Origin of the sequence: Agrobacterium sp. CMT1, from assembly GCF_037203725.1 — a bacterium.
Classification (GTDB): domain Bacteria; phylum Pseudomonadota; class Alphaproteobacteria; order Rhizobiales; family Rhizobiaceae; genus Agrobacterium; species Agrobacterium pusense.
This window is the reverse complement of sequence record NZ_JBBCAR010000001.1, coordinates 17,350-35,006: the sequence shown is the minus strand read 5'-3', so window position 1 is coordinate 35,006 and position 17,657 is coordinate 17,350. Positions and strand designations below refer to the sequence as shown.

Sequence of the window (17,657 nt, the reverse complement as noted above, 5' to 3'; positions counted from 1 at the left end):
TCAGCCCTCCTGTTTTGAGGGTGCTGCGGGTGGCGATGGCAAGGGCATCCAGTGGGTTGGGTCGGACACGAGGCATTCATAGTCAAACTCGCGCCAACTGCCGTCTTCAAACCAAACAACTCCATACCCATTGCTTTGGATTTGTGAACGCTTCCATAAGGCAAGTATTTCGCTTCCATCCTTCGGCGCTGTCTCAATCGGTTGCCACCCCGCCACGTCCTGCACCTGTGCGGAGAGGGCCGCGATGGAGAAGTCGAGCGCCCATTGCTCATGCGGTCCAAGCATCTTTTCTTCGCGCTTAAACCGTTCGAGGAAATAGATAGCCCTGCCGGGTGTCATCTCTCCCACGGTTCCTTCCGGCTGTTCGGCCTTCACGGCCACGGATGGCGCGGGAGGGGCGGCGTAGACGTTCTCCTTTTTAGGGTCATTATCAGGGTCAATAGTGCAACTCCTTTCCAAGGATTCACATTTTGATCCCGCATTGTTCATCTCCGGCTCCGCATCGGACAGGGCGGCTTCGATGTCGCTGAATTTTATATCCCAAAAAGCGTCAGAGCCTTCGGGTGCGTGCTCTATAACCGCTTTTGCCAGTTTGACCAGCGTGTTGCTTTCTTCACTCTGCATGGTGTTCGCCTCCTGTGCTGGCGAGGGCGGTGCGGGAGCCGAGATTGTACTGCGTGGTGGTGCAGTTCTTTCCGCAGGATACGGAGCGCTGCGTGGTCGCTGCGCCTTCCGGGCATCTCGACATGTAGACGTATTTTGACACGCCGCCCGGATCGATACGCCAGACGCGGCACCCATCCACCTCAGCAATGAGTTCGGCAGTCACGCCGTTTTTGGAGGTTTCCTTCTCCATGCCGGGGTTGCTGCATGCAGATACGATGACGAGAGGCACGGAAATGAATGCCAACTTAAATGTGCTCATCTGCTCACGATCTCCCCGGTTCTGGTGTCGATCACGTCACCGTTGATCTTGCGTTTGAAATTGCTTTGGAAACCGGATCGCTTTTGACCCTTGATGCCCAGATGCTTTTTGCGCACGCGATTGCACTTCGCCCGAACGGTGGCCTCGGCCTTGGTTTTCTTCTTGTGGGCTTCCGCGGTTACGGCCTGCAGATTGCTCTCGGTGTTGGCTCCGCCAAGCCAGAGCGGCACGATATGGTCGTATTGAACCTTCTCGTCGGAACCAAGCACCACGCCGGTTAAGGCACACTTGTTGCCCTGGCGCTCACGAATGCGATCCTTCACGCGAGGCGGCGGCATGGTATCATCGGTGCGGCCGCGCCATTCTTCCACTGTCCGGGCCATCACCTCTGCCCTCCCAGCGCGCGTGTCAGGCGCTTCCACCAAGGCAGACGCGCGTTAATCTCGCGCCGTAGCTTATTGGTGGTCTCGTCACGCTTCGCCAATTCGGCAAGTTTCGAAGGGCGGGATTTGGGATAGCGCTTCAGGTGGGTTTCGACGGAGTTCATGCTGCACCCCCGATCCGCTCCTGACGCACCTGCTTGATGTGGTCTACGGTGATGCCGCCATTCTCGCAGAACCAATCCCACGAACCTTCCGGTATGAGCTTAGCGGCCTCCAGCTTGAGCGTGATGCCCTTTGGCGTGTCGTTGAACCAATCGGCCATCAGGATCGCCATGCGTCTGGTGAACGTCGTCTGGCCGACTGTGTGCATCTTGAACACGGTGGTGAGTTCTTCGGTGTTCATACCGTCGCCCTCCTATCGTTGCCGTGCATGTGCTTGCGAATGTCGCCACGGCTGCAGAACATCGTTCTGGAAAGAGCCGCTACATCGGCATCCTCATATTCTTCAGCAAACTGGTCGAGCATGCCGATGACGCGGAAAATCTCCATGTCGATCCGGTTAGCCTCGATCTGCTTCTTTGTGCGCGTCTCAACCATCTACGCCTCCCAGATCAGAAGCCTTGCAGTCCAGAACCTCGGAAAGGAACTGGCGAGCCTGCAGAAGGGTGCGCTTGCCGTTTGCGACGGCCTTGGCACTGACGAAGATCGAGCCGATCTGTTCGTGCAAATCCTTCAGCTTGCCTTCCCATTCGGCCTTGCTGTGGTTCAGCGCGTCTTCACGCTTGGCCGATTCCTCGACAGCGTTGGGATCTGATGCCAGCCACAGCATTTCCTTGGCGCACTCGATCAGGTCGGCGCGATCCGTTGGGTAAATGGTCGAGGCCGGAGCATCGGAGGCGGGGACATCATCCGCTCCGGCCTCATGTACTGGCGTCATGCCAGCGTTATCCGACGACGGGGCAGGGGGTTCATCGTCGGAATTGGTGTTCTCGATTATCTCGCCAGTGGCTGGGTCATGGTCTGGGCCGGTGTCAGCCGCTTCCTTGCCAAGCTCTTCCACATCGACGCCGGTAATGCGGCACAGGATAGCCATCGAGTCTTCGAAGAACTTGCGGAAGCGGGCTTCATCCAAGGCGTTGAAAGCAATGCTGCCGGGGCGAACAAACATCTGGCCGTTGACCGTGCTCCCAACGTCTGTGATGCCCAATGCCAGCTTCAGCGCATCGGCGGCTTCTTCTTTGTCTTCCCAAGGGGTGTTGCAGGTTTCGACAACCTTAGAGAGGATTGCCCAAAACTTGCGCAAAAGGTCGGGATTTCGACCCTGCCAGAAGGAAACCTGAATGATGGCTCCATTCTGGTAAGCTGATAGCGCTTCTTGATCGAACGCTGATGCCGGCACGAGGCGCATGCCTTCGACGCGCATGCGGATAGGTACTTGTCCTGACCTGCTCATGAGGATGCTCCAAGACGCTTGAGGTTTTTGTTTTTCAGAGCGACAGCCAAGCCTTGGCGAACATCGTCGCCTTCGAGGGCCGCCATAGGATCGCGTGCGGTCCAGACCTCTTCCAAGTCCTCGACCGATTGCGCCGTTCCTAATTCGCCCTTGATGAGATCGATAAACTCATCGGCGTTGATCTCGCCGTGTTTGTCCTCTGATGGCTTTTCCGGCGTTAGGTCGAGGATATCGCTTCCGTCGCCTGAAACCTCGTCTGTGGGAGGCTCTGGGGGCTGTGGCGGCTTCGGAGGCGTAACGTCGCGCATCTCCGCAATCTTCGAGCCTTCGTCTTCGTCATAGATGCCGGAGAATCCAAAGGCATAGCGGGCAGCCTGGATCATCGCTTTATGGCGAAGCATCCGGTGCTCCATCTTCCATGGGTCGGTGTTGCGCTTGCACTCGGCAAGGTATTCCGTGACGGTAACGGGGCGACCGCGATCCTTCCGGTACATTCGGCATGTGCAAGAAACGAGCTTCTTCTGATCGTCATGCTCGAATTCAAACTCGAAGCCATCGCAGGCTGGATGGGAGTTGACGAGATTGACCCAGCCGTCAATCGACACGATCGGGACAATGCCGCCACCCTTTGCGGGGAAGGCGTAGATTTCCTTCACGACCGGGTTCAAGTCGTATTCGTTGGCGACCAGCATAAGAGCGGCGAATTGCTCATTGGTATGCTGGGCAGGCATGACGGTGGCGCGGACGGTCTTTGCGAACTGGTCTGCATCCATCTGGTATTTTGCGGCCATCGTCGCGATCAGGGACGTGCGCGGTGCGGCCTCGGTCTTAGCAACAGCATTCATCGAACGTTCGCCTTCTCTTCAACGGTGATACCTGGGATGTTCGTGCGTCCGGCGTCGATGGCCCGCTGTGCCAACTGGCGAAGCGTGTCCTGCATGACAGGGTGGTCGCACATGTAGATTGCGAGCGCCTTCCAGTCGGTGACATCCTTGAGGACGTTTTTCACCTGAACGCTTGCTGCCTTGCCGTAGGTCGGCTTTATAGACGCTGGCGCTGTTTCGACCTTCGGCGCGTCAATTACCGCCACATCAGCCTTTTGCTCGCTGGTGGCCTTCTCCGCGGCAAGGCGAGCGGTTTCAGCTTCACGTTCGCGCCTACGTTGCTCTTGAAGCTTTGCAGTCTCGAAAGCGCCGATGGCATCACGCACCTTGTTGGCGCCTTCCTTGGCCTTTTTGACCAGCGGCTGCCACTTTTCATCAACAGCCTTGCTGGCTTCGAGGTGAGGTGCCTTTTCCTTCACACGAACCTTGTCGGCCTGATTGGAAAGCTCATTGAGGCGGTTTCGGAGCGACAGCGCTTTGCCGGCCGTCGCGTCATCGCTGATAGTTTTGTAGGCGTCCATACCCTTCAGAGCATTCGCAATCTGGTCGCGAAGTTCTTCTGTCTGGTCTACACCGCCAGAGTTGTGACCGGCGGCAGCCACCTGCTCGGCAACGACGGCATCTTCGTCCGGGAACGGCTTTCCTTCCATCGCTGCATCGTAGTCAGCGCGGCTGATAGGATGCGTCCGGCAGAAATTCCAAACCTCGCCAGCATCGACTTCTCGGCCAGAACGATATGCCAACCAGTTACCGGTATCGTCATCGACCCAGATAGCGACAGGCTCCCATTTGCCGCCCTTGAACCTGGTCCGGTAAAAACCTTGCTCGGGCTGCCCTTCGTGCATGGGGCCGAAGTCGCCCTTGAGCGCCTTTTGCCACCATGCCCAGCGACCAACAATTTTATTCGAAATGCTGCCGATCACTTCCATGCTACGGACCTTTCCTGATTTACGAGCGCATCCGCCTTGAGGTAGCTTTCCGAAGCCAGCGAGATTGCGAACATGAGCGTGCAGGTCACGAGAACCAGCGTCACGAACTCGATGAATTTGATTTTGCGGAAGTTTGAATCGGCGCTTTTATTGAGCGCTTCGATGTAAGCTTCGCGTTCATCCGCTTCTTGTGTGTTGGTGGTGGAGAAAGCGGAGGGCATCACGCGGCATCCTGTTCTGTGACGTCCAGCGTTTCAAGCATCGCCTGCATGGCGGCGATTTCGCTTTCAGCCGTCTCGCGCAACGAAGCGGCTTGCTTTTCCATGATCTCGGCCATGGTCGCAAAAATCAGCTTCTGGTGCTTGTTGAGTGCCTTGATGAAGGCGTTGCATACCGTGTCGCGGTCTTGAACCGAAAGTTGGCTGTAAACAGACGAGCTACCGTACTGACCGGCATAGGCGTAAAACCACACCGTAGTTTTGAAAGCGTTGTATTCGCTGCTGTGGTTGATATTGAAGCCGAAGTTCTGTTTGTCGTGATGCTGCTTGTCAGCAAATGACTTTGCGAACCATTCGTGGAAGCCGCCGATCTTCGCGGCATCACTCTTCAAGGTTTTGATTTTCTGAATTGCTGCGGTATCGGTGGCCATTATTCCTGCCCCTTCATATCTCGGGTTACTCTGACTAAGCCGGTGGGTTGGTGGGTTCACTTCATCTCGTCGTAGTCGAGGAAGTATGATTTGCCGCAGACGTCGCAGCGGTAGCGCTCGCCATCCATTCCGCCGCCGACTTCCTTCATGTTCTGGCAGTCGCGAGTGGAAGGGTCTGCTATGCCGCAAGGCCGTGGACGTGAAGCCTGCTCCTCTGGTTCGCCCTTAAGACCGCGCATCAGGAAAGCTGTGCGCTGCGCCGTCTCGTAAAAGAATTGCCATTCCTCTTGCGTCAGAGGGCGATTGAACCCAATCACGCACTCGGAGTTTTCGGGCTTGTTCCATCCGCGTTCGGCCAAAAGGTCTGGCTTTTTAAGAGACACGACGTTGCTCATCTTCTTATCCCTCTGTGCTGTGGTTACTTGGTGGGGGATGTCGATGACGGTTCGGAAATCTTGCGCATGACAAACGAGCGGCCGCCGCCGTACCATTCGGAAACAATCTTGAGACAGCGGTCCCTTTCTGCCAAAACAGCCGCCGCAACAGGGAGTTCTTCGTCAGCGACTTCCTGCGCGATAAGCCAAGCGTCGTGACGCGCTGCCTGATATCCGGCGCTGTACTCGTCGGAAGCAACCGGCTGGATGGTCAGCGCCTTGATGTCATCGGCAATTTTCTGGATGCTCATTTCCCTATCCCTTGTCTGAAGCCCTATGCGGGGCGGCTATTCGGCGGCTGACATTGCGGCGAGTTCTGCCGCCAGCGCGGCTTTGCGCTGCTCGACAAGTGCCGCGTCGTGCGCAGCCTTCATTTCCTTGATGTCGTCGGGGATGATCAGGGCAGGGTGCGCCTGAACCCACTCAAGCAGCGTGCCGTAATGCAGGTTGGTCGTTGTGTAGATGTCGACAGTGAAGTCGGGCTTCTGGCGGAACTTGGCGCAAGTAGCCTCAAACTCCGACAGGATGACTGCGGCACGTTCTTCCTCAGTGTCGAAGAATTGAAAATCCGTGCTGTAGCTATCTGACAGCCAACTACGAGCGCGCCATTCCTTGCCCTTCTCGAAGTCGCCACCTTCAACGCGAAGGCCTTGAATATCCTTCATCTTCGGGATGCGAGGGATGCTCCTGGCGCCGTGATATCGGTTTTCCTCGACCGACAAGGGGTAGAGAACCTTGCCATCCAAAAGTTTGCCAAGGTCGATCATTCCCTTGTGGGTTTTCATCCAGTCTTCGAGCTGGCGCTTTGCCGCTGAAAGTTCCCACTCAGCCTTTTGCTTTTCGCTTCGGATGGCATCGAGAGCCTTAGAGGCTTCGGCTTTAATCTTGGAAAGCTCAGCTTGTTTCGCAACCAGTTCAGCTTCAACAGCCTGGATAGGAGGCGCATAGAAAAGCTCTGCCTCGTCTTTTGCGACGATGTATTCAGCAGGCTCAAAGTCCACTTCCTCGTTGAAATCGTCGCCGTGGTAGTTGGTCTGTTGCATCACGACCTTCACGAGAGGACGCACGTAAAGCGTCCCGTTGTGCTCGTGGTCGAGTTTGAATGCAGCGCCGGTCTTGTCGTAAAGGGTTGCTGTCTTGCTCATGGCCATCACTCAGCCGCTTCCAGACGACCGATGACGGCGCCGTGGACGATGGGGTTGGAAACCCGAATGGCGTACGAAGACGGATCAGCGTGGGTGGCATAGCGCTCGAACTTGACGACCTCGCCTCCGAACTCATCCGCATCGTCGTTCGCTTCACCTTCGCTGCGATACTCAAACACGTCGCATTCGTCGGTCGTGAACTCGGTTCCGTTGAAAACACGGGCACCGTCTTCAATCCTGTATCGAGTTACCCATGCCATCGCGCATCTCCGGTTCTTGTGGTGGCAGCGAGATCGGCGGGTGTTGGTGATGCTTTGTCGCTGCTGATGGAGATGTTTGTAACGTATGGCGTGACGAGTTGTCAACGAGAATGTTACGTGAGGCGTGACATTTTTTTCGAGCGGCCAGAATCGCTGTCACATGACAGTTGACGGAAACAGTGATTTGCGGGTACGAAAAGGAAAGCCCCGCACTCTTTCGCGAGAGCCGGGGCTGTGACTGGTAGATGTAGGTTTGGCGACCGAGACCAGTGATACGACATTTAGCGCATCACAACCGATTTGCCAACCATATCTACCCCAGATCGTGATCCGGGGCTGTTGGTAGTCGTCGCGATTCTGGAAATTAGGTAGACGAGGCACAGCAAGCGGTTCGCCGGCAATCAGGCGAAAGGGCTCGACCAAACCTAGAAGGGAACTCAGTCCCTGGTCGTGATGGCTACAGAGGCCAATAGAAGCTGGGTTATGAAGCGGTTCTGATCTGCGCCGTCATATGGCGTCACCGTGGATGCATACGGAAACCTCAAGGTTCCTCCCTATGCAATAATCCCTAGGGCTGGTTAACTCCGGTCCCTAGGGCTTTTTGCGACGTTTCCTAAGCTCCCTCCCTTCCATCTCACACCTAACGGTGTTCGCTGAAAGCGATGGTAATATATCTCAACCGTTGAGTATGACGTTGCGAGCGCGAATTGCTTATGAGGCTTGTGAATTCGGAAGAGCATTGAGAAAAGCTCTAACCGTATCTGGATCCTTCGATTTCAAAAGCCGAAGAAGGTCAACAACCTCACCCTCCTTGGTAGGATCAACCGTAAGGATATCCGAGACGGAGCATTCAAGAGCCACGGCTGCAGCTTCCAGAATGTCCTGACTGTACGGTTGTTGAAACAGCTCAATTCGCCCGAGATTGGCATGCGAGGTGATGGGAACGCCCGGCTCGGCTTCCATACGGTCCGCCAGCTTCCGAAGCGACAAGCCTCGATGCTTTCTCCATTCGCGCAGATAGTGTTTTCCGAGAGGTCTCTTTTCCATACACAGAATTCTATCTCAACGCTGTAACGTCGTGGTCACGTCAGGCGTTACATTTTTCTCTTGCAAAGTGTCACGGCTGACGTTACAACGTTGGTCATGGCAAACGAAACTCACCCACTCACCGAATATCTTGAGCGCACTGGTCGATCTCTGACCGAAGTTGCTGACGCTGCCAAGTGCAGCCGCATGACTCTGTATCGCCTGATGAAAGGCGAGCAGAACGCCACGATCGATCTGCTCAAGCGCATAAGTGCTGCAACGGGTGGTGAAGTCTCTGTTTCGTCCTTCCTTGGAGAAGGGGAAGCAGCATGACCACATTCTCGCAAAACTTCAAAAAGGCCAGAATTGCTTCCGGCCTGACGCAGAACGAAGTGGCTGACCATTTCGGGGTTACGCGCGGCGCGGTCGCGCAGTGGGAGTCGGGCGCAATTTACCCCGAAACCAATCGACTTGCAGAGATTGCTGAGCTTCTGGACGTTTCTCTTGACCAGCTTTTCAGGGCGCACAACGAAACTGACGGGGGCGTGATCCGCCCGAAACTCGGCAAGTTCTGGATGGTCTACGGCATCGACCAGCGTGCGCCGGTTTGCCGCCACTGGTCTGAAGATAGCGCAAGAACCGAAGCTTTGAGGCTGTCCAGGCTGCATCCTGACATTGTTTTTTGCGTGCTGGAGGCGACGTGGGCCATCGCGGCTAAATCCGTCGTCACTGAGTTCGAAGTCGCCTTGAGCGATGACGATATTCCATTCTGAGCGGAGAAATTTCATGAAGAAGGTCACCAAGCAGAAGCCGATCGTCATCGATATGAAGGCCTTTGAGGCCGAGTTGATGGCTGAGGTTGCCCGCATCAACGATGAACGGGTGGCGGCATGACCGACACAACCATTTTCATCGGCGGTGCGGCGTTTCTAGCGGCTGTTACTATCCTCGTCATCCTGGCGCACTTCACCGTCTCGGGTCCGCGCAAATGACCATGGACGATAACTCCGCAATGATCATCTTCGTGGCCATGGTGATGCTGTTCTTTGTCTGGCGACACTATCGTGGGGAGCGCCGCAAATGAAGGCGCGTTCGTCCATAGCCGCTTACGATCTATTCCGCGCCGGCCGAGATACGGCCGACATCGCATATCTTCTAAACATCACCGAAGCTGAGGCGCTTGAGCAAGTCTCCAAACAGCGCAGCGCCAAGCTCGGTCTCAGTGATCCATACGAAAGACAATCGGTTCCAGTCGGTGAAAGGGCCTCTGCAAAGGTTCCGTTCGCTGGCCGGGTTCCGGCTGCCTCAACCGCGGGTCTGTAGCTCCTTTCATCACCAACACCCTGTCGACACCGGATTAATCGCACAGGGAAATTCGAAAATGTCCGAAAATCGGTTGGAGAAATCCGAAATGTCTAGCGTCGATTTCGCTTCCACAGCTTTGCAACGTTACGTCGCTCCAAAGGGCAGCGGGATAAACGTCAAGGACCGCATTACCAAAGCCGCTCGCCGGCTCGGTTGGTCCGTCTCAAGAACCAAGGATGTTTGGTACGCAGACCCGCGCGTTTCCATCTCCGCTGAAGAACTGCGGGTCATAGAGGAGGCAGCCGGTGTCAAATACGGCAGAGCACAAATCCGAACAATCGATGACCTCATCTCCAGGGCCGACGCTCTGTTGGACGGCCCGAATGCGGATTACCACCGCCCGTTCGTTGATGCGTTTCGCGCGTTCATTGGTGCGCTTGGGGTTAGCGATCGCCCCTGAACTGGATGAGGACGCCTAGAGCGGGCGTCCTTTTTTGTGACCGAACCCTTCGGAAAAATCCGACAAACCAGAGGTGAAATCAATGGCAAAGACCGCAACGGCAGTCGCAGGGCATAACGTACAGACCGAGCGCGAGCAGTATGAAGAGCAGCAGTTTCTCAAGGGGCTTGTCGACATCAAGGAACTGAAATCTGACATCGCCGGCACAACTGGCGAGATCGGCCAGATTTACAAGCGCATCAAGGATGTGACGGGCTTCACAAAGGCCGATTTCAAATGGGCCATGGAGCTTGAAGACAAGGATGCGGCCGAGATCGTAGCCACGATGGAACGCCGCCTGCGCATTGCCCGCATGCTCGGCCACCGTGTTGCCCGCCAGTTCGATATGTTCGACGCCGACCGCGTGCCCGCCGAAGACGTTGCCTACGAGCAGGGTCTTGCCGCCGGTAAGCTTCGCAAGGCGAACAGCAATCCATACGACCCGGCAAGCCCACAGGGGCAGCGCTGGCAGGCTGGTTTCAACGAAGGCACGGCTTTCATCAATAAGGAACTGGACGAGGCTGTGAACGCTGCGGATCCGGCATTCCCCTCGACCGGGGAGTAAACCCTATGATGATCCTTGGCCTCGATATCGCAACTGTCACCGGCTTCGCCTGGTATGAGCCTCATGCGCCTTTGTCGACCATCAAGACAGGGGTCATCAAAGCCGCCGGCGAGAACGCGGAAGAGAAAGCCGCTTCGATAGCGATCCAGCTCGTTGAAATGTTCCGCGACCCGATCACGAAGCTGCCACGCAAGCCCGACTTCGTGGCGATCGAACAGCCAATGCGCAACGTGAAGATGTTCGCGAAGAAGCGGCAGGACATGGCTGGCGAGGTCGAGGAAACCACCGTCAATCCAAATGCCCTGCAGCTTTCCTCTCTCTCCGGCGCGGCGGTCGGTATCATTGCCGCCTACCGCATCCCTTGGGTGACAATCCCCTCCGCCTCGTGGCGCAAGCACTTTTTGGGGATGGGCCGGTCTCCGGGCTTCGACAGAGCGGCGTGGAAGCGTGCGGCAGTCGACAGGTGCCGAATGTTCAAGATTGAGGTCAGGAACTCCGATGCTGCCGAAGCGGTCGGTATCGCGATGGCCGCCGAGGCAACCCAGCAATTCAAGATGATGAAGGCGACCGCGGCATGAACGTTATGGCCAGAAGACACGGAAACGAACAAGCCCAGCCGATACCGCTGCCTGATGCTCTTGAGGCCGAGCAAGCCCTTTTAGGCGCCATGCTGATCAACCCAGAACCATACTGGAGCGTGGCAGGCTTCCTTCGGGACTATCACTTTTCAGAGGAATTTCACGGCAAGCTTTACGACACCATCGGAAAGATGATCGCTGAAGGTCGGCCTGCAAATCCTGTCACCGTCAAGCCTTATGTCTCCCATTACGGCACAATCGGTGACATGACCATTTCGCAGTATCTCGCGCGCTTGGCCGCCGACGCTGTTTCCATGATCAACTGTTACGGCTTTGGTCGCGCCATCATTGAATCGTGGTGCCGCATCCAGCTTATCCAACTGGCCGGTGACATGGACACGCTTGCGCGATGCATGCCGGTGGATATGACCCCTGAGAAGATCATCGGTGAGATCACCAATCGGCTAACACAGGTGGCCACAGAGGGCAACGAGAGGGCAGGGGCAACCAAGTACGGCGTGATCCTTCCCGACGCTATGAGCAAGGTCGCCAAGGCCAGCACGGACACCTCTGGACGTATTCCGTGGTTCATTGACGATATCACCCAGAAGCTCGGCTACATGCGCCGGGGCAACCTCGTGGGCCTCATGTCGGACTCGGGCGGCGGCAAGACTGCCATGTCACTTCAGCAGTGCCGTTACGCGGCGTCTCTGGGCTTCAAGACTGCATTCTTCTCGGTTGAGGTGAGCGAGGAGGAAGCCGCGCTCCAGGCGGCAGCGCAGCAGGTTCACATCCCTCTGTCCCGGCTCGATAGCTACACGCTCAATTCCAAGGAAGAGGGCGGCATGGAAGAGGAGATCATCAAGGCCGTTGATCTGCCGTTCTATATCGTAGGCTTCGGGGAATGCTCTCTCTCGGACATCCGTGTCAAAGCCGAATCCATGGTGAAAAGCCTCGGTATCGACCTGATCGTCATCGACCACGCCAAGATGATAAACCTTCCGAACCCGAAGGATATCTTCGCAGAGCGCGTCAATGCTCTCTACCGCGGACTGAAGGCCCTCGCGAAATCGCTTAATGTTGCAATCGTCATCCTCATCCAGCGCAATGACGACTGGAAAGCCCGTTGGCGCTCTGGCGGCTCTATCCGCCCGATGATGGGCGACGCCTACGGCGGCGGCTCAATCAAGCAGAACCTTGATGTGTGGTTCAGCCTGTACCGGCCGGAGCCGCTTTACAAAGAACTCATCCACCAGGTCCAAGGCGAGGAGAAGCGCGGCGATCTGATCCGTCGCTACGAGGATTCGCGCGGCAAGGCTTGGATCATCAACCACAAGCGCCGGCGCGGCGAACCCGGTCAATCGGCGGAAATCCGGTTTGAGGCGGAATACACGATGTTTGCTCCTCCCTACACCAATGCCGCCCCGTCGTTTGAAGGCTTTGGAGATTTCGAATGAACGAATGCCCACTCACCGAAAACGAGCTCGAATGCGTGCGCCTACTGTCTATCGGCAAGACCTACGAAGAACAGGCCATCATTCTCGACCTAACCCGGGTCGCCGTCATGTCCCGCCTCGATGACGCCCGCCGGAAGGCAAACGTCCACAAAAGCACGGCGCTCGTCGCCAAGGCGCTTCGGGAAGGATGGATCCAATGACCCACCCGATCCAATGGAACGGCTCAAGCACCAGCTTTGGACCGGAGTTCATCGAAAACCGCATTGCCAGGAGGCTCGTGTGACGAACAAATCCGCAGCAAAAGCCGTCCCGACCGGTAATGAATACGAGGCCCATTACCGGCCCGTGTGGGCGGCGTCATTCCGCATAGTGAAGAACCGCGGGCAGATCGCCAAGTTCTCGACGGAGCTTGCCGCCGAGGTCGCTGCCTGGCGCGTCCTGTACTCGGTCGAGCAGCGGGTAATGAGACGCGACGGCGCTCTGGTGTTCGCCGCCAGGTCAGCAGCAGATGCAGCGTTTCCCGGCCTGCAACCCACCGTCAAAGCCAAGGGCAGCAATAAGCGAACCATTGTCGAGAAGGCACGACGCAAGGGCAAAGAGATCAGCGTGGAAAGGAGGGAAATGGCATGAGCGGCTTTCTCATCAAGAGGTACGACGTCACCGTTTCGGGCTTCCGCGCGCATGGCTACGACGCCCCTACACCCGGCGCCGCACGGGTAAAGGCATGGTACTCGTACTGCTCTTACCGGGCGGTGACATTCAAAGAGTTCATGAAGATCAGTGTTGTTAGGAAAGGTCAGGCACCGGAAGGATATGGGCGCAAGATTTTGGTCGGCGGACGAGAGGCATTCTTTGTCGGCAACAGCGGCCATGAGGTTCGCTTTGTTTTGCCGGGTGAGACGACAGTGTTCAATTCTCATTCGCTGGATGTTGCCGAGGTGGCAGCATGACCCACCACCGCTCCCTATACACCAAGGAACAGATAGCCGCAGCTGCTGCCCTCTGGCGTGACGGCTGCACGCTGCACGAGATGGCGGAAAAGCTCGGCATAACCTGCAGCGCGGCCAAGAACATGACCAGCACCCGCCGCGGAATATTCCCGTATCGCAAAAGAAACGTTCGACGCGCAGACCAAATCGTCAAGCAGGTGGAGGAAGCACCGGCGCCAGCGCCTCTCAAGGCTGGCTGTGTGGTCAGAACCACATTCACCGGTGCCAAGGTCACTCTGCCGCGTGTCGCGTTTATCGACGGCCCTGAACCGGAAAGCGAGGCAGCATGAACCAGATGGTGACAACAGGCTATCAGGACATGAACGGCATCTGGCCAATGCCCAAGATCACCCGCACGACCAAGGCGGCGCGCACCGCGAGCAAGTACATGCTGCTGCGGGTATCGAAGCTCACCACGAGCCACACACTCATCGTCTCGTGGGAGAGCGAGTACCTGCCATATGCCGGCGGCTCGACGTCGCGGGAGAGGCGAAAGTCTATGACCGAGATCGCCAAGCGCGTGCTTGAACGATACCCAGACTTCACGCTGGCGGAGATCAAGGGGCCGAGGCGCAGCGACTATCTCATCAAAGCAAGGTTCGCCGTCATAGACGCTATCAAGCGGGAGCGGCCGGACCTGAGCTATCCGTAAATAGGCAGGTTCCTCGGTGGACGCGATCACACCACCATTATGGCGGCTGTCCGCGCCATAGCCGAGCGCAAGGCAAAGAAGGAGTGGGACGATCTATGAAGCACCACGCCCACAGATGCGACATCTACAAGATTGCCCGTCAGTGCGGCGTGAAGCTCTTTGACGGGCATCTGCATAGCCCAACCAGCCGGAAGCCTTTCGAGTGCTACTGCAAGCCTACTGTGAGGGAAATAGGCACGGTGCACGGCGAGGAACACCTGAAGCTCGTCTTCATGCTGATGACCGGCACTAGGAACAATGCGGCCGAGCTATATGCAGATATGATGCGTGCTGTTTCATCTCTGCTGGTAGCACATCCGCATTTTGAAAAACTGCCAAATTTGACCAGCATATTCGATCAGATCGACATGGGTAAAATTAGAAGAAGCGCTAGAAATATCAGTGGGATGCCTCGCTGGCAGGTGGCGTTTGTGCTAATGTTTTTGGAGGTCGAGAGAAGATCAAAACTGCAGCCTACATTCTGGGATAGCGAGGACTTGGCATATGGGTGAACAATCCAAGCGCATAGATATGACAGGCCAAAAGTATGGCCGCCTCACTGCGATGAAATGCCTAGGGGAGATCAATGGACAAACCATGTGGCAGTTCTCTTGCGAGTGCGGCAATTCGAAAACCACGAATGGATCCAGCGTCCGTCGCGGACTTACTCTCTCATGTGGATGCCTCCAAAAAGAAGCGGCCCGCTCATCTAAATCCACGCATGGGCAGAGTAAAAAAGCGGAGTACCGTATTTGGGGGCACATGATCGGTCGGTGTCATAACCCAAAGGACGCCGCGTATCCAGACTATGGCGGCAGAGGCATTACGGTCTGTGATGCGTGGCGAGCATCGTACGTGGATTTTTTTGCAGATATGGGAGCCCGTCCGTCGCCCCGACACACGATAGAGCGGCTGGACAACAACGATGGTTACAATCCGAATAATTGCGCTTGGATATTGCGCGAGGAACAAAGCCAAAATCGAAGAGGCGTCCGTCGCTATCTCTTTAGAGGTTCGTATTTGACCATCCGGCAGCTTTCGGACCAATACGGGATTCCAGTTCCTTCGCTTACCCGCAGAATTGAGGCCGGCTGGCCTGTCGCGCGGGCTGTTCTTGAACCCTTGGCGGCTAAAGGAAAGCGCGCCGACCCTAACTGGCAAGGAGAGGCGGCATGAAGTATCACGCATGGACATGGAAGGCAGTCGAGGGTCGCGTGCTGGAGATGGCCGACACGCTTCGACTGATGCCGAAGCACAAAGGACCGAAGGAGTACGGCAGCGCCATGCCAGAGGCCGTCAGGAGGCACGAAGAGGCATATGGCTCTGATACAGCGCACAGCAAGGAAACAGCATCAGCGGCCAATCTGGCGCGAATGGAGCAAGTATGGACGTGGGTTAACAGCTACCTGTCCGAGCCAGAAAGGAAGTTGATTTATGCCTGGTCGTGGGTGAAAGTCAGAAAAGGCATGAAAATCGCGGCCTTCGCGGCAGAAAATGACATGTCGGACCGAATGTTGAGGCGCGAGATTGTCAAGCTTTGTTCGATAATTGCGAACAATCTCAACCAGATTACCCTTGTTCGGTTGAACAGTGAGGATTGCTCCTTGTCCGAAAATGAGGGAGAAAGCGATCAATCCGATGTAACGTCGAACAACTGCGGCACGATCAGGCAGAACGGTATCGCATTTGGAATGACCGCGGATGCAAGGCCGATACTGGACTTGAGCAGTCCGGAGTTGGCCGCTCTCAATCAAAGGCTGATGGAGGGCAACCAACGGCGCGAGCGGGAAGCCCGAAGACGCGCCAAACTGGAGGCCGCTTGATGGCTAACAGTGCGGAATGGGAGGAAGGTAGGGAAGCCTTCCTCAAGAACCGCCAGTCGCACATCAGTGATTGCCCGTACCCGCCTGAGCGCGATTGGGACAAATGGGCAGATTGGGTGTGTGGTCACGGTGAGGCGGAAACAGAAATTTGGGAGGCGGAAAAGTCTCCTCAACCAGTTCGCATGATGACGCGGTAATTAGCCAAGGCCGTCCTCCCCGCAAGGGTGTAGAGTAATCCGAGTAGTTGGCGCTCGGCATGCGATAACAGGTTGCCGTCGATCTCTGGTCCCGCGACCGGATGACGGCCTTAGCTCTCGCGGGTGACACGATCAAATGATCGGAATCTAGGGGTGGCGCGCTGAAAAGCCTCTAGCTGGTTCACGCTCCAGTCAAAAGCGTCCAATTCGCCCAACAGGGCAACGGAATGCGAGGCGGCGTAAGCTATCTGTATCGACGGTAGCCACTGACCGCATAAACCCAAGGCTTCGAGCTTGGCGTCCGGTGGCCCTCGCAGCAAATCAGGAAGGCGAGAGCCGTTAGGGCCTATCAACGCGGTAGACACCGGTTGGTGACGGATCATGCCCCGGCCTTCCTGTCGTAATCACGAGAGGCGAAAGCGCTCGGCTCACCTCGTCAAGCGCCCATGGCGATAGAGGGAGCAACGGAGAAAGAGGGTCTGCCGGGCCACCTATCTCATCTGTTTGATTAAGAAGGCCCGGTTAGCCATTTCATCAGCCCCGCCCGTAACAAGGTGGGGCTGACTCATGAGTAGCTTGCAGTGAGATCAATCGCCATCTTTGCTTGATAGAGTGGCGCCCAACCCCAGAAGGCCTCCAAAGGCTCCTCGAGGCGGAGAAGCCATCAAGGCTTTAGCGATTTTCTGCAGTGACATTCGGCTTTTGATTGCCCTGAGATTGTTGTCCACTGTGTTGATCTCATCGATACGGGAAATAAAATCGTCAATGGTCCAGTGGGTCTCTGTCAGGTTGAGGTGTTTCTTGGCTTCTACGGTGAAAAACTCGACGCCATCTGTTTTTGAGCTGGCTCTAAATGCAGTGTGCGCAACCATATTTCGGGTTTCGGATATCTTGCGAGCTTTAAGAGCCCATTTGTCGAACTCATCCGCTTTCGTCTTATCGAACACGTAGAAGTTCACCAACGTTCTTAGCGTGTTGATCTTGTCATTAAGCGACATGTTCCGGGTGATGATTGATATCTTCAAGGGTTCAATATCTAAGACATCGCCGACAGCGCTATTGATGCCCAGCTCAAGCACCGCAAAGTAGCCCATAAATGCGCCAACGAGCGTAAATGCCCTGGCATCATGGTCCATAGCTAGAAGAGTTTCTTTATCCAGCGCTCCCAACCCGCATCCCCCAAGGTTACCCATGCCAGTACTCAAGAATGCACGGCACGAGACTTTCGCGCAATGGCAAAGCTAACCACCCTCAAGCCCCAGATCGCCACCATCAAGCCCCTGATAGGGAGAGCGACAGGGGATGAGAAGGCAAGGCTAAGGCAGCGTGACCAGGAGATAGAGTGGCGCGCCTGGTACGGTACAGAGCGATGGAAGCAGATGCGCCGACGTATCTGGGCCCGAGACGCTTACACCTGCCAAGCGACCGGCACGCTCTGCATAGGCAAATACCCCGCAGGCAACAG

General features: G+C 56.3%; 32 protein-coding genes. 15 read left to right on the top strand and 17 right to left on the bottom strand.

Going from position 1 to position 17,657, the window contains the following annotated elements:
- The 16 genes from WA845_RS00270 to WA845_RS00195 all read right to left on the bottom strand — a co-directional run bounded on the left by WA845_RS00270 (position 1) and on the right by WA845_RS00195 (position 8,109).
- Positions 1-624 carry a DUF551 domain-containing protein gene (locus tag WA845_RS00270; protein ID WP_337322139.1) on the bottom strand — a complete coding sequence of 208 codons (624 nt, stop codon included), beginning with the start codon at positions 622-624 and terminating at the stop codon, positions 1-3.
- Positions 614-925 carry a hypothetical protein gene (locus WA845_RS00265; RefSeq protein ID WP_337322138.1) on the bottom strand — a complete coding sequence of 104 codons (312 nt, stop codon included), beginning with the start codon at positions 923-925 and terminating at the stop codon, positions 614-616. The genes WA845_RS00270 and WA845_RS00265 overlap by 11 nt, the downstream gene beginning before the upstream one ends.
- Positions 922-1,308 (bottom strand): HNH endonuclease, encoded by a 387-nt coding sequence (locus WA845_RS00260; RefSeq protein WP_337322137.1) that lies wholly within the window; start codon positions 1,306-1,308, stop codon positions 922-924. The genes WA845_RS00265 and WA845_RS00260 overlap by 4 nt, the downstream gene beginning before the upstream one ends.
- Positions 1,308-1,472: a hypothetical protein gene (locus WA845_RS00255; RefSeq protein ID WP_337322136.1), complete on the bottom strand. Its 165-nt coding sequence runs from the start codon at positions 1,470-1,472 to the stop codon at positions 1,308-1,310. Before WA845_RS00255 ends, WA845_RS00260 begins: the two co-directional genes overlap by 1 nt.
- Positions 1,469-1,711, bottom strand: a complete 243-nt coding sequence (locus WA845_RS00250; RefSeq protein ID WP_112416352.1) for a hypothetical protein — start codon at positions 1,709-1,711, stop codon at positions 1,469-1,471. Before WA845_RS00250 ends, WA845_RS00255 begins: the two co-directional genes overlap by 4 nt.
- Positions 1,708-1,905 carry a hypothetical protein gene (locus WA845_RS00245; RefSeq protein ID WP_337322135.1) on the bottom strand — a complete coding sequence of 66 codons (198 nt, stop codon included), beginning with the start codon at positions 1,903-1,905 and terminating at the stop codon, positions 1,708-1,710. The genes WA845_RS00250 and WA845_RS00245 overlap by 4 nt, the downstream gene beginning before the upstream one ends.
- Positions 1,898-2,761: a hypothetical protein gene (locus WA845_RS00240; RefSeq protein ID WP_337322134.1), complete on the bottom strand. Its 864-nt coding sequence runs from the start codon at positions 2,759-2,761 to the stop codon at positions 1,898-1,900. Before WA845_RS00240 ends, WA845_RS00245 begins: the two co-directional genes overlap by 8 nt.
- Positions 2,758-3,606, bottom strand: a complete 849-nt coding sequence (locus tag WA845_RS00235) for a recombinase RecT (protein WP_337322133.1) — start codon at positions 3,604-3,606, stop codon at positions 2,758-2,760. The genes WA845_RS00240 and WA845_RS00235 overlap by 4 nt, the downstream gene beginning before the upstream one ends.
- Complete coding sequence (locus WA845_RS00230) at positions 3,603-4,574, bottom strand: hypothetical protein (RefSeq protein ID WP_337322132.1); 972 nt, start codon at positions 4,572-4,574, stop codon at positions 3,603-3,605. The genes WA845_RS00235 and WA845_RS00230 overlap by 4 nt, the downstream gene beginning before the upstream one ends.
- Positions 4,565-4,795 (bottom strand): hypothetical protein, encoded by a 231-nt coding sequence (locus WA845_RS00225; protein ID WP_337322131.1) that lies wholly within the window; start codon positions 4,793-4,795, stop codon positions 4,565-4,567. The genes WA845_RS00230 and WA845_RS00225 overlap by 10 nt, the downstream gene beginning before the upstream one ends.
- A complete protein-coding gene (locus WA845_RS00220; RefSeq protein ID WP_337322130.1) occupies positions 4,795-5,223 on the bottom strand; it encodes a hypothetical protein in 429 nt (142 codons plus the stop codon). Before WA845_RS00220 ends, WA845_RS00225 begins: the two co-directional genes overlap by 1 nt.
- 56 nt (positions 5,224-5,279) lie before the next feature.
- A complete protein-coding gene (locus WA845_RS00215; protein WP_337322129.1) occupies positions 5,280-5,618 on the bottom strand; it encodes a hypothetical protein in 339 nt (112 codons plus the stop codon).
- A 23-nt stretch (positions 5,619-5,641) separates the two neighbouring features.
- Positions 5,642-5,908 (bottom strand): hypothetical protein, encoded by a 267-nt coding sequence (locus tag WA845_RS00210; RefSeq protein WP_337322128.1) that lies wholly within the window; start codon positions 5,906-5,908, stop codon positions 5,642-5,644.
- A gap of 36 nt (positions 5,909-5,944) precedes the next feature.
- Positions 5,945-6,802, bottom strand: coding sequence for a hypothetical protein (locus WA845_RS00205; RefSeq protein WP_337322127.1), 858 nt, complete (start codon positions 6,800-6,802; stop codon positions 5,945-5,947).
- Positions 6,803-6,807: 5 nt separating this feature from the next.
- Positions 6,808-7,062, bottom strand: coding sequence for a hypothetical protein (locus WA845_RS00200; RefSeq protein WP_337322126.1), 255 nt, complete (start codon positions 7,060-7,062; stop codon positions 6,808-6,810).
- Between the two features lie 711 nt (positions 7,063-7,773).
- Positions 7,774-8,109, bottom strand: coding sequence for a helix-turn-helix domain-containing protein (locus WA845_RS00195; protein WP_337322125.1), 336 nt, complete (start codon positions 8,107-8,109; stop codon positions 7,774-7,776).
- Between the two features lie 96 nt (positions 8,110-8,205).
- On the opposite strand from WA845_RS00195, the gene WA845_RS00190 reads away from it, so the two are divergent.
- The 15 genes from WA845_RS00190 to WA845_RS00120 all read left to right on the top strand — a co-directional run bounded on the left by WA845_RS00190 (position 8,206) and on the right by WA845_RS00120 (position 15,995).
- Positions 8,206-8,421 carry a helix-turn-helix domain-containing protein gene (locus tag WA845_RS00190; RefSeq protein WP_337322124.1) on the top strand — a complete coding sequence of 72 codons (216 nt, stop codon included), beginning with the start codon at positions 8,206-8,208 and terminating at the stop codon, positions 8,419-8,421.
- Positions 8,418-8,861 (top strand): helix-turn-helix domain-containing protein, encoded by a 444-nt coding sequence (locus tag WA845_RS00185; protein WP_337322123.1) that lies wholly within the window; start codon positions 8,418-8,420, stop codon positions 8,859-8,861. The genes WA845_RS00190 and WA845_RS00185 overlap by 4 nt, the downstream gene beginning before the upstream one ends.
- A gap of 307 nt (positions 8,862-9,168) precedes the next feature.
- Complete coding sequence (locus tag WA845_RS00180; RefSeq protein ID WP_337322122.1) at positions 9,169-9,411, top strand: hypothetical protein; 243 nt, start codon at positions 9,169-9,171, stop codon at positions 9,409-9,411.
- Positions 9,412-9,469: 58 nt separating this feature from the next.
- Positions 9,470-9,853, top strand: a complete 384-nt coding sequence (locus WA845_RS00175) for a hypothetical protein (RefSeq protein ID WP_337322121.1) — start codon at positions 9,470-9,472, stop codon at positions 9,851-9,853.
- 82 nt (positions 9,854-9,935) lie between these two features.
- Positions 9,936-10,457 (top strand): hypothetical protein, encoded by a 522-nt coding sequence (locus WA845_RS00170; protein ID WP_337322120.1) that lies wholly within the window; start codon positions 9,936-9,938, stop codon positions 10,455-10,457.
- Between the two features lie 5 nt (positions 10,458-10,462).
- Positions 10,463-11,035 carry a hypothetical protein gene (locus WA845_RS00165; RefSeq protein WP_337322119.1) on the top strand — a complete coding sequence of 191 codons (573 nt, stop codon included), beginning with the start codon at positions 10,463-10,465 and terminating at the stop codon, positions 11,033-11,035.
- Positions 11,032-12,492, top strand: coding sequence for a DnaB-like helicase C-terminal domain-containing protein (locus WA845_RS00160; RefSeq protein WP_337322118.1), 1,461 nt, complete (start codon positions 11,032-11,034; stop codon positions 12,490-12,492). The genes WA845_RS00165 and WA845_RS00160 overlap by 4 nt, the downstream gene beginning before the upstream one ends.
- Complete coding sequence (locus tag WA845_RS00155; RefSeq protein WP_337322117.1) at positions 12,489-12,692, top strand: helix-turn-helix transcriptional regulator; 204 nt, start codon at positions 12,489-12,491, stop codon at positions 12,690-12,692. Before WA845_RS00160 ends, WA845_RS00155 begins: the two co-directional genes overlap by 4 nt.
- A 79-nt stretch (positions 12,693-12,771) precedes the next feature.
- Positions 12,772-13,122 carry a hypothetical protein gene (locus tag WA845_RS00150; RefSeq protein WP_337322116.1) on the top strand — a complete coding sequence of 117 codons (351 nt, stop codon included), beginning with the start codon at positions 12,772-12,774 and terminating at the stop codon, positions 13,120-13,122.
- Positions 13,119-13,442 (top strand): hypothetical protein, encoded by a 324-nt coding sequence (locus WA845_RS00145; protein ID WP_337322115.1) that lies wholly within the window; start codon positions 13,119-13,121, stop codon positions 13,440-13,442. Before WA845_RS00150 ends, WA845_RS00145 begins: the two co-directional genes overlap by 4 nt.
- Positions 13,439-13,771 (top strand): GcrA cell cycle regulator, encoded by a 333-nt coding sequence (locus WA845_RS00140; protein WP_337322114.1) that lies wholly within the window; start codon positions 13,439-13,441, stop codon positions 13,769-13,771. Before WA845_RS00145 ends, WA845_RS00140 begins: the two co-directional genes overlap by 4 nt.
- Positions 13,772-13,776: 5 nt before the next feature.
- Positions 13,777-14,133: a hypothetical protein gene (locus WA845_RS00135; RefSeq protein ID WP_337322113.1), complete on the top strand. Its 357-nt coding sequence runs from the start codon at positions 13,777-13,779 to the stop codon at positions 14,131-14,133.
- A gap of 95 nt (positions 14,134-14,228) precedes the next feature.
- Entirely contained in the window at positions 14,229-14,684 is a 456-nt protein-coding gene (locus tag WA845_RS00130; protein ID WP_337322112.1) for a hypothetical protein, read from the top strand.
- Positions 14,677-15,348: a hypothetical protein gene (locus tag WA845_RS00125; protein WP_337322111.1), complete on the top strand. Its 672-nt coding sequence runs from the start codon at positions 14,677-14,679 to the stop codon at positions 15,346-15,348. Before WA845_RS00130 ends, WA845_RS00125 begins: the two co-directional genes overlap by 8 nt.
- Positions 15,345-15,995, top strand: coding sequence for a DUF6362 family protein (locus tag WA845_RS00120; RefSeq protein ID WP_337322110.1), 651 nt, complete (start codon positions 15,345-15,347; stop codon positions 15,993-15,995). The genes WA845_RS00125 and WA845_RS00120 overlap by 4 nt, the downstream gene beginning before the upstream one ends.
- A 784-nt stretch (positions 15,996-16,779) precedes the next feature.
- On the opposite strand, the gene WA845_RS00115 is transcribed toward WA845_RS00120, so the two are convergent.
- Positions 16,780-17,385 carry a hypothetical protein gene (locus tag WA845_RS00115; RefSeq protein WP_337322109.1) on the bottom strand — a complete coding sequence of 202 codons (606 nt, stop codon included), beginning with the start codon at positions 17,383-17,385 and terminating at the stop codon, positions 16,780-16,782.
- Between the last annotated feature and the right edge of the window lie 272 nt (positions 17,386-17,657).

What these genes read in the sequence shown, in the direction of transcription:
- WA845_RS00235 (WP_337322133.1), bottom strand. Translation starts at nt 3,606, where the DNA reads ATGAATGCTGTTGCTAAGACCGAGGCCGCACCGCGCACGTCCCTGATC.
- WA845_RS00165 (WP_337322119.1), top strand. Translation starts at nt 10,463, where the DNA reads ATGATGATCCTTGGCCTCGATATCGCAACTGTCACCGGCTTCGCCTGG.
- WA845_RS00195 (WP_337322125.1), bottom strand. Translation starts at nt 8,109, where the DNA reads ATGGAAAAGAGACCTCTCGGAAAACACTATCTGCGCGAATGGAGAAAG.
- WA845_RS00255 (WP_337322136.1), bottom strand. Translation starts at nt 1,472, where the DNA reads ATGAACTCCGTCGAAACCCACCTGAAGCGCTATCCCAAATCCCGCCCT.
- WA845_RS00155 (WP_337322117.1), top strand. Translation starts at nt 12,489, where the DNA reads ATGAACGAATGCCCACTCACCGAAAACGAGCTCGAATGCGTGCGCCTA.
- WA845_RS00225 (WP_337322131.1), bottom strand. Translation starts at nt 4,795, where the DNA reads ATGCCCTCCGCTTTCTCCACCACCAACACACAAGAAGCGGATGAACGC.
- WA845_RS00190 (WP_337322124.1), top strand. Translation starts at nt 8,206, where the DNA reads ATGGCAAACGAAACTCACCCACTCACCGAATATCTTGAGCGCACTGGT.
- WA845_RS00145 (WP_337322115.1), top strand. Translation starts at nt 13,119, where the DNA reads ATGAGCGGCTTTCTCATCAAGAGGTACGACGTCACCGTTTCGGGCTTC.
- WA845_RS00265 (WP_337322138.1), bottom strand. Translation starts at nt 925, where the DNA reads ATGAGCACATTTAAGTTGGCATTCATTTCCGTGCCTCTCGTCATCGTA.
- WA845_RS00210 (WP_337322128.1), bottom strand. Translation starts at nt 5,908, where the DNA reads ATGAGCATCCAGAAAATTGCCGATGACATCAAGGCGCTGACCATCCAG.
- WA845_RS00215 (WP_337322129.1), bottom strand. Translation starts at nt 5,618, where the DNA reads ATGAGCAACGTCGTGTCTCTTAAAAAGCCAGACCTTTTGGCCGAACGC.
- WA845_RS00220 (WP_337322130.1), bottom strand. Translation starts at nt 5,223, where the DNA reads ATGGCCACCGATACCGCAGCAATTCAGAAAATCAAAACCTTGAAGAGT.
- WA845_RS00125 (WP_337322111.1), top strand. Translation starts at nt 14,677, where the DNA reads ATGGGTGAACAATCCAAGCGCATAGATATGACAGGCCAAAAGTATGGC.
- WA845_RS00205 (WP_337322127.1), bottom strand. Translation starts at nt 6,802, where the DNA reads ATGAGCAAGACAGCAACCCTTTACGACAAGACCGGCGCTGCATTCAAA.
- WA845_RS00170 (WP_337322120.1), top strand. Translation starts at nt 9,936, where the DNA reads ATGGCAAAGACCGCAACGGCAGTCGCAGGGCATAACGTACAGACCGAG.
- WA845_RS00115 (WP_337322109.1), bottom strand. Translation starts at nt 17,385, where the DNA reads ATGGGTAACCTTGGGGGATGCGGGTTGGGAGCGCTGGATAAAGAAACT.
- WA845_RS00180 (WP_337322122.1), top strand. Translation starts at nt 9,169, where the DNA reads ATGAAGGCGCGTTCGTCCATAGCCGCTTACGATCTATTCCGCGCCGGC.
- WA845_RS00245 (WP_337322135.1), bottom strand. Translation starts at nt 1,905, where the DNA reads ATGGTTGAGACGCGCACAAAGAAGCAGATCGAGGCTAACCGGATCGAC.
- WA845_RS00175 (WP_337322121.1), top strand. Translation starts at nt 9,470, where the DNA reads ATGTCCGAAAATCGGTTGGAGAAATCCGAAATGTCTAGCGTCGATTTC.
- WA845_RS00185 (WP_337322123.1), top strand. Translation starts at nt 8,418, where the DNA reads ATGACCACATTCTCGCAAAACTTCAAAAAGGCCAGAATTGCTTCCGGC.
- WA845_RS00200 (WP_337322126.1), bottom strand. Translation starts at nt 7,062, where the DNA reads ATGGCATGGGTAACTCGATACAGGATTGAAGACGGTGCCCGTGTTTTC.
- WA845_RS00260 (WP_337322137.1), bottom strand. Translation starts at nt 1,308, where the DNA reads ATGGCCCGGACAGTGGAAGAATGGCGCGGCCGCACCGATGATACCATG.
- WA845_RS00135 (WP_337322113.1), top strand. Translation starts at nt 13,777, where the DNA reads ATGGTGACAACAGGCTATCAGGACATGAACGGCATCTGGCCAATGCCC.
- WA845_RS00240 (WP_337322134.1), bottom strand. Translation starts at nt 2,761, where the DNA reads ATGAGCAGGTCAGGACAAGTACCTATCCGCATGCGCGTCGAAGGCATG.
- WA845_RS00160 (WP_337322118.1), top strand. Translation starts at nt 11,032, where the DNA reads ATGAACGTTATGGCCAGAAGACACGGAAACGAACAAGCCCAGCCGATA.
- WA845_RS00140 (WP_337322114.1), top strand. Translation starts at nt 13,439, where the DNA reads ATGACCCACCACCGCTCCCTATACACCAAGGAACAGATAGCCGCAGCT.
- WA845_RS00130 (WP_337322112.1), top strand. Translation starts at nt 14,229, where the DNA reads ATGAAGCACCACGCCCACAGATGCGACATCTACAAGATTGCCCGTCAG.
- WA845_RS00250 (WP_112416352.1), bottom strand. Translation starts at nt 1,711, where the DNA reads ATGAACACCGAAGAACTCACCACCGTGTTCAAGATGCACACAGTCGGC.
- WA845_RS00230 (WP_337322132.1), bottom strand. Translation starts at nt 4,574, where the DNA reads ATGGAAGTGATCGGCAGCATTTCGAATAAAATTGTTGGTCGCTGGGCA.
- WA845_RS00270 (WP_337322139.1), bottom strand. Translation starts at nt 624, where the DNA reads ATGCAGAGTGAAGAAAGCAACACGCTGGTCAAACTGGCAAAAGCGGTT.
- WA845_RS00120 (WP_337322110.1), top strand. Translation starts at nt 15,345, where the DNA reads ATGAAGTATCACGCATGGACATGGAAGGCAGTCGAGGGTCGCGTGCTG.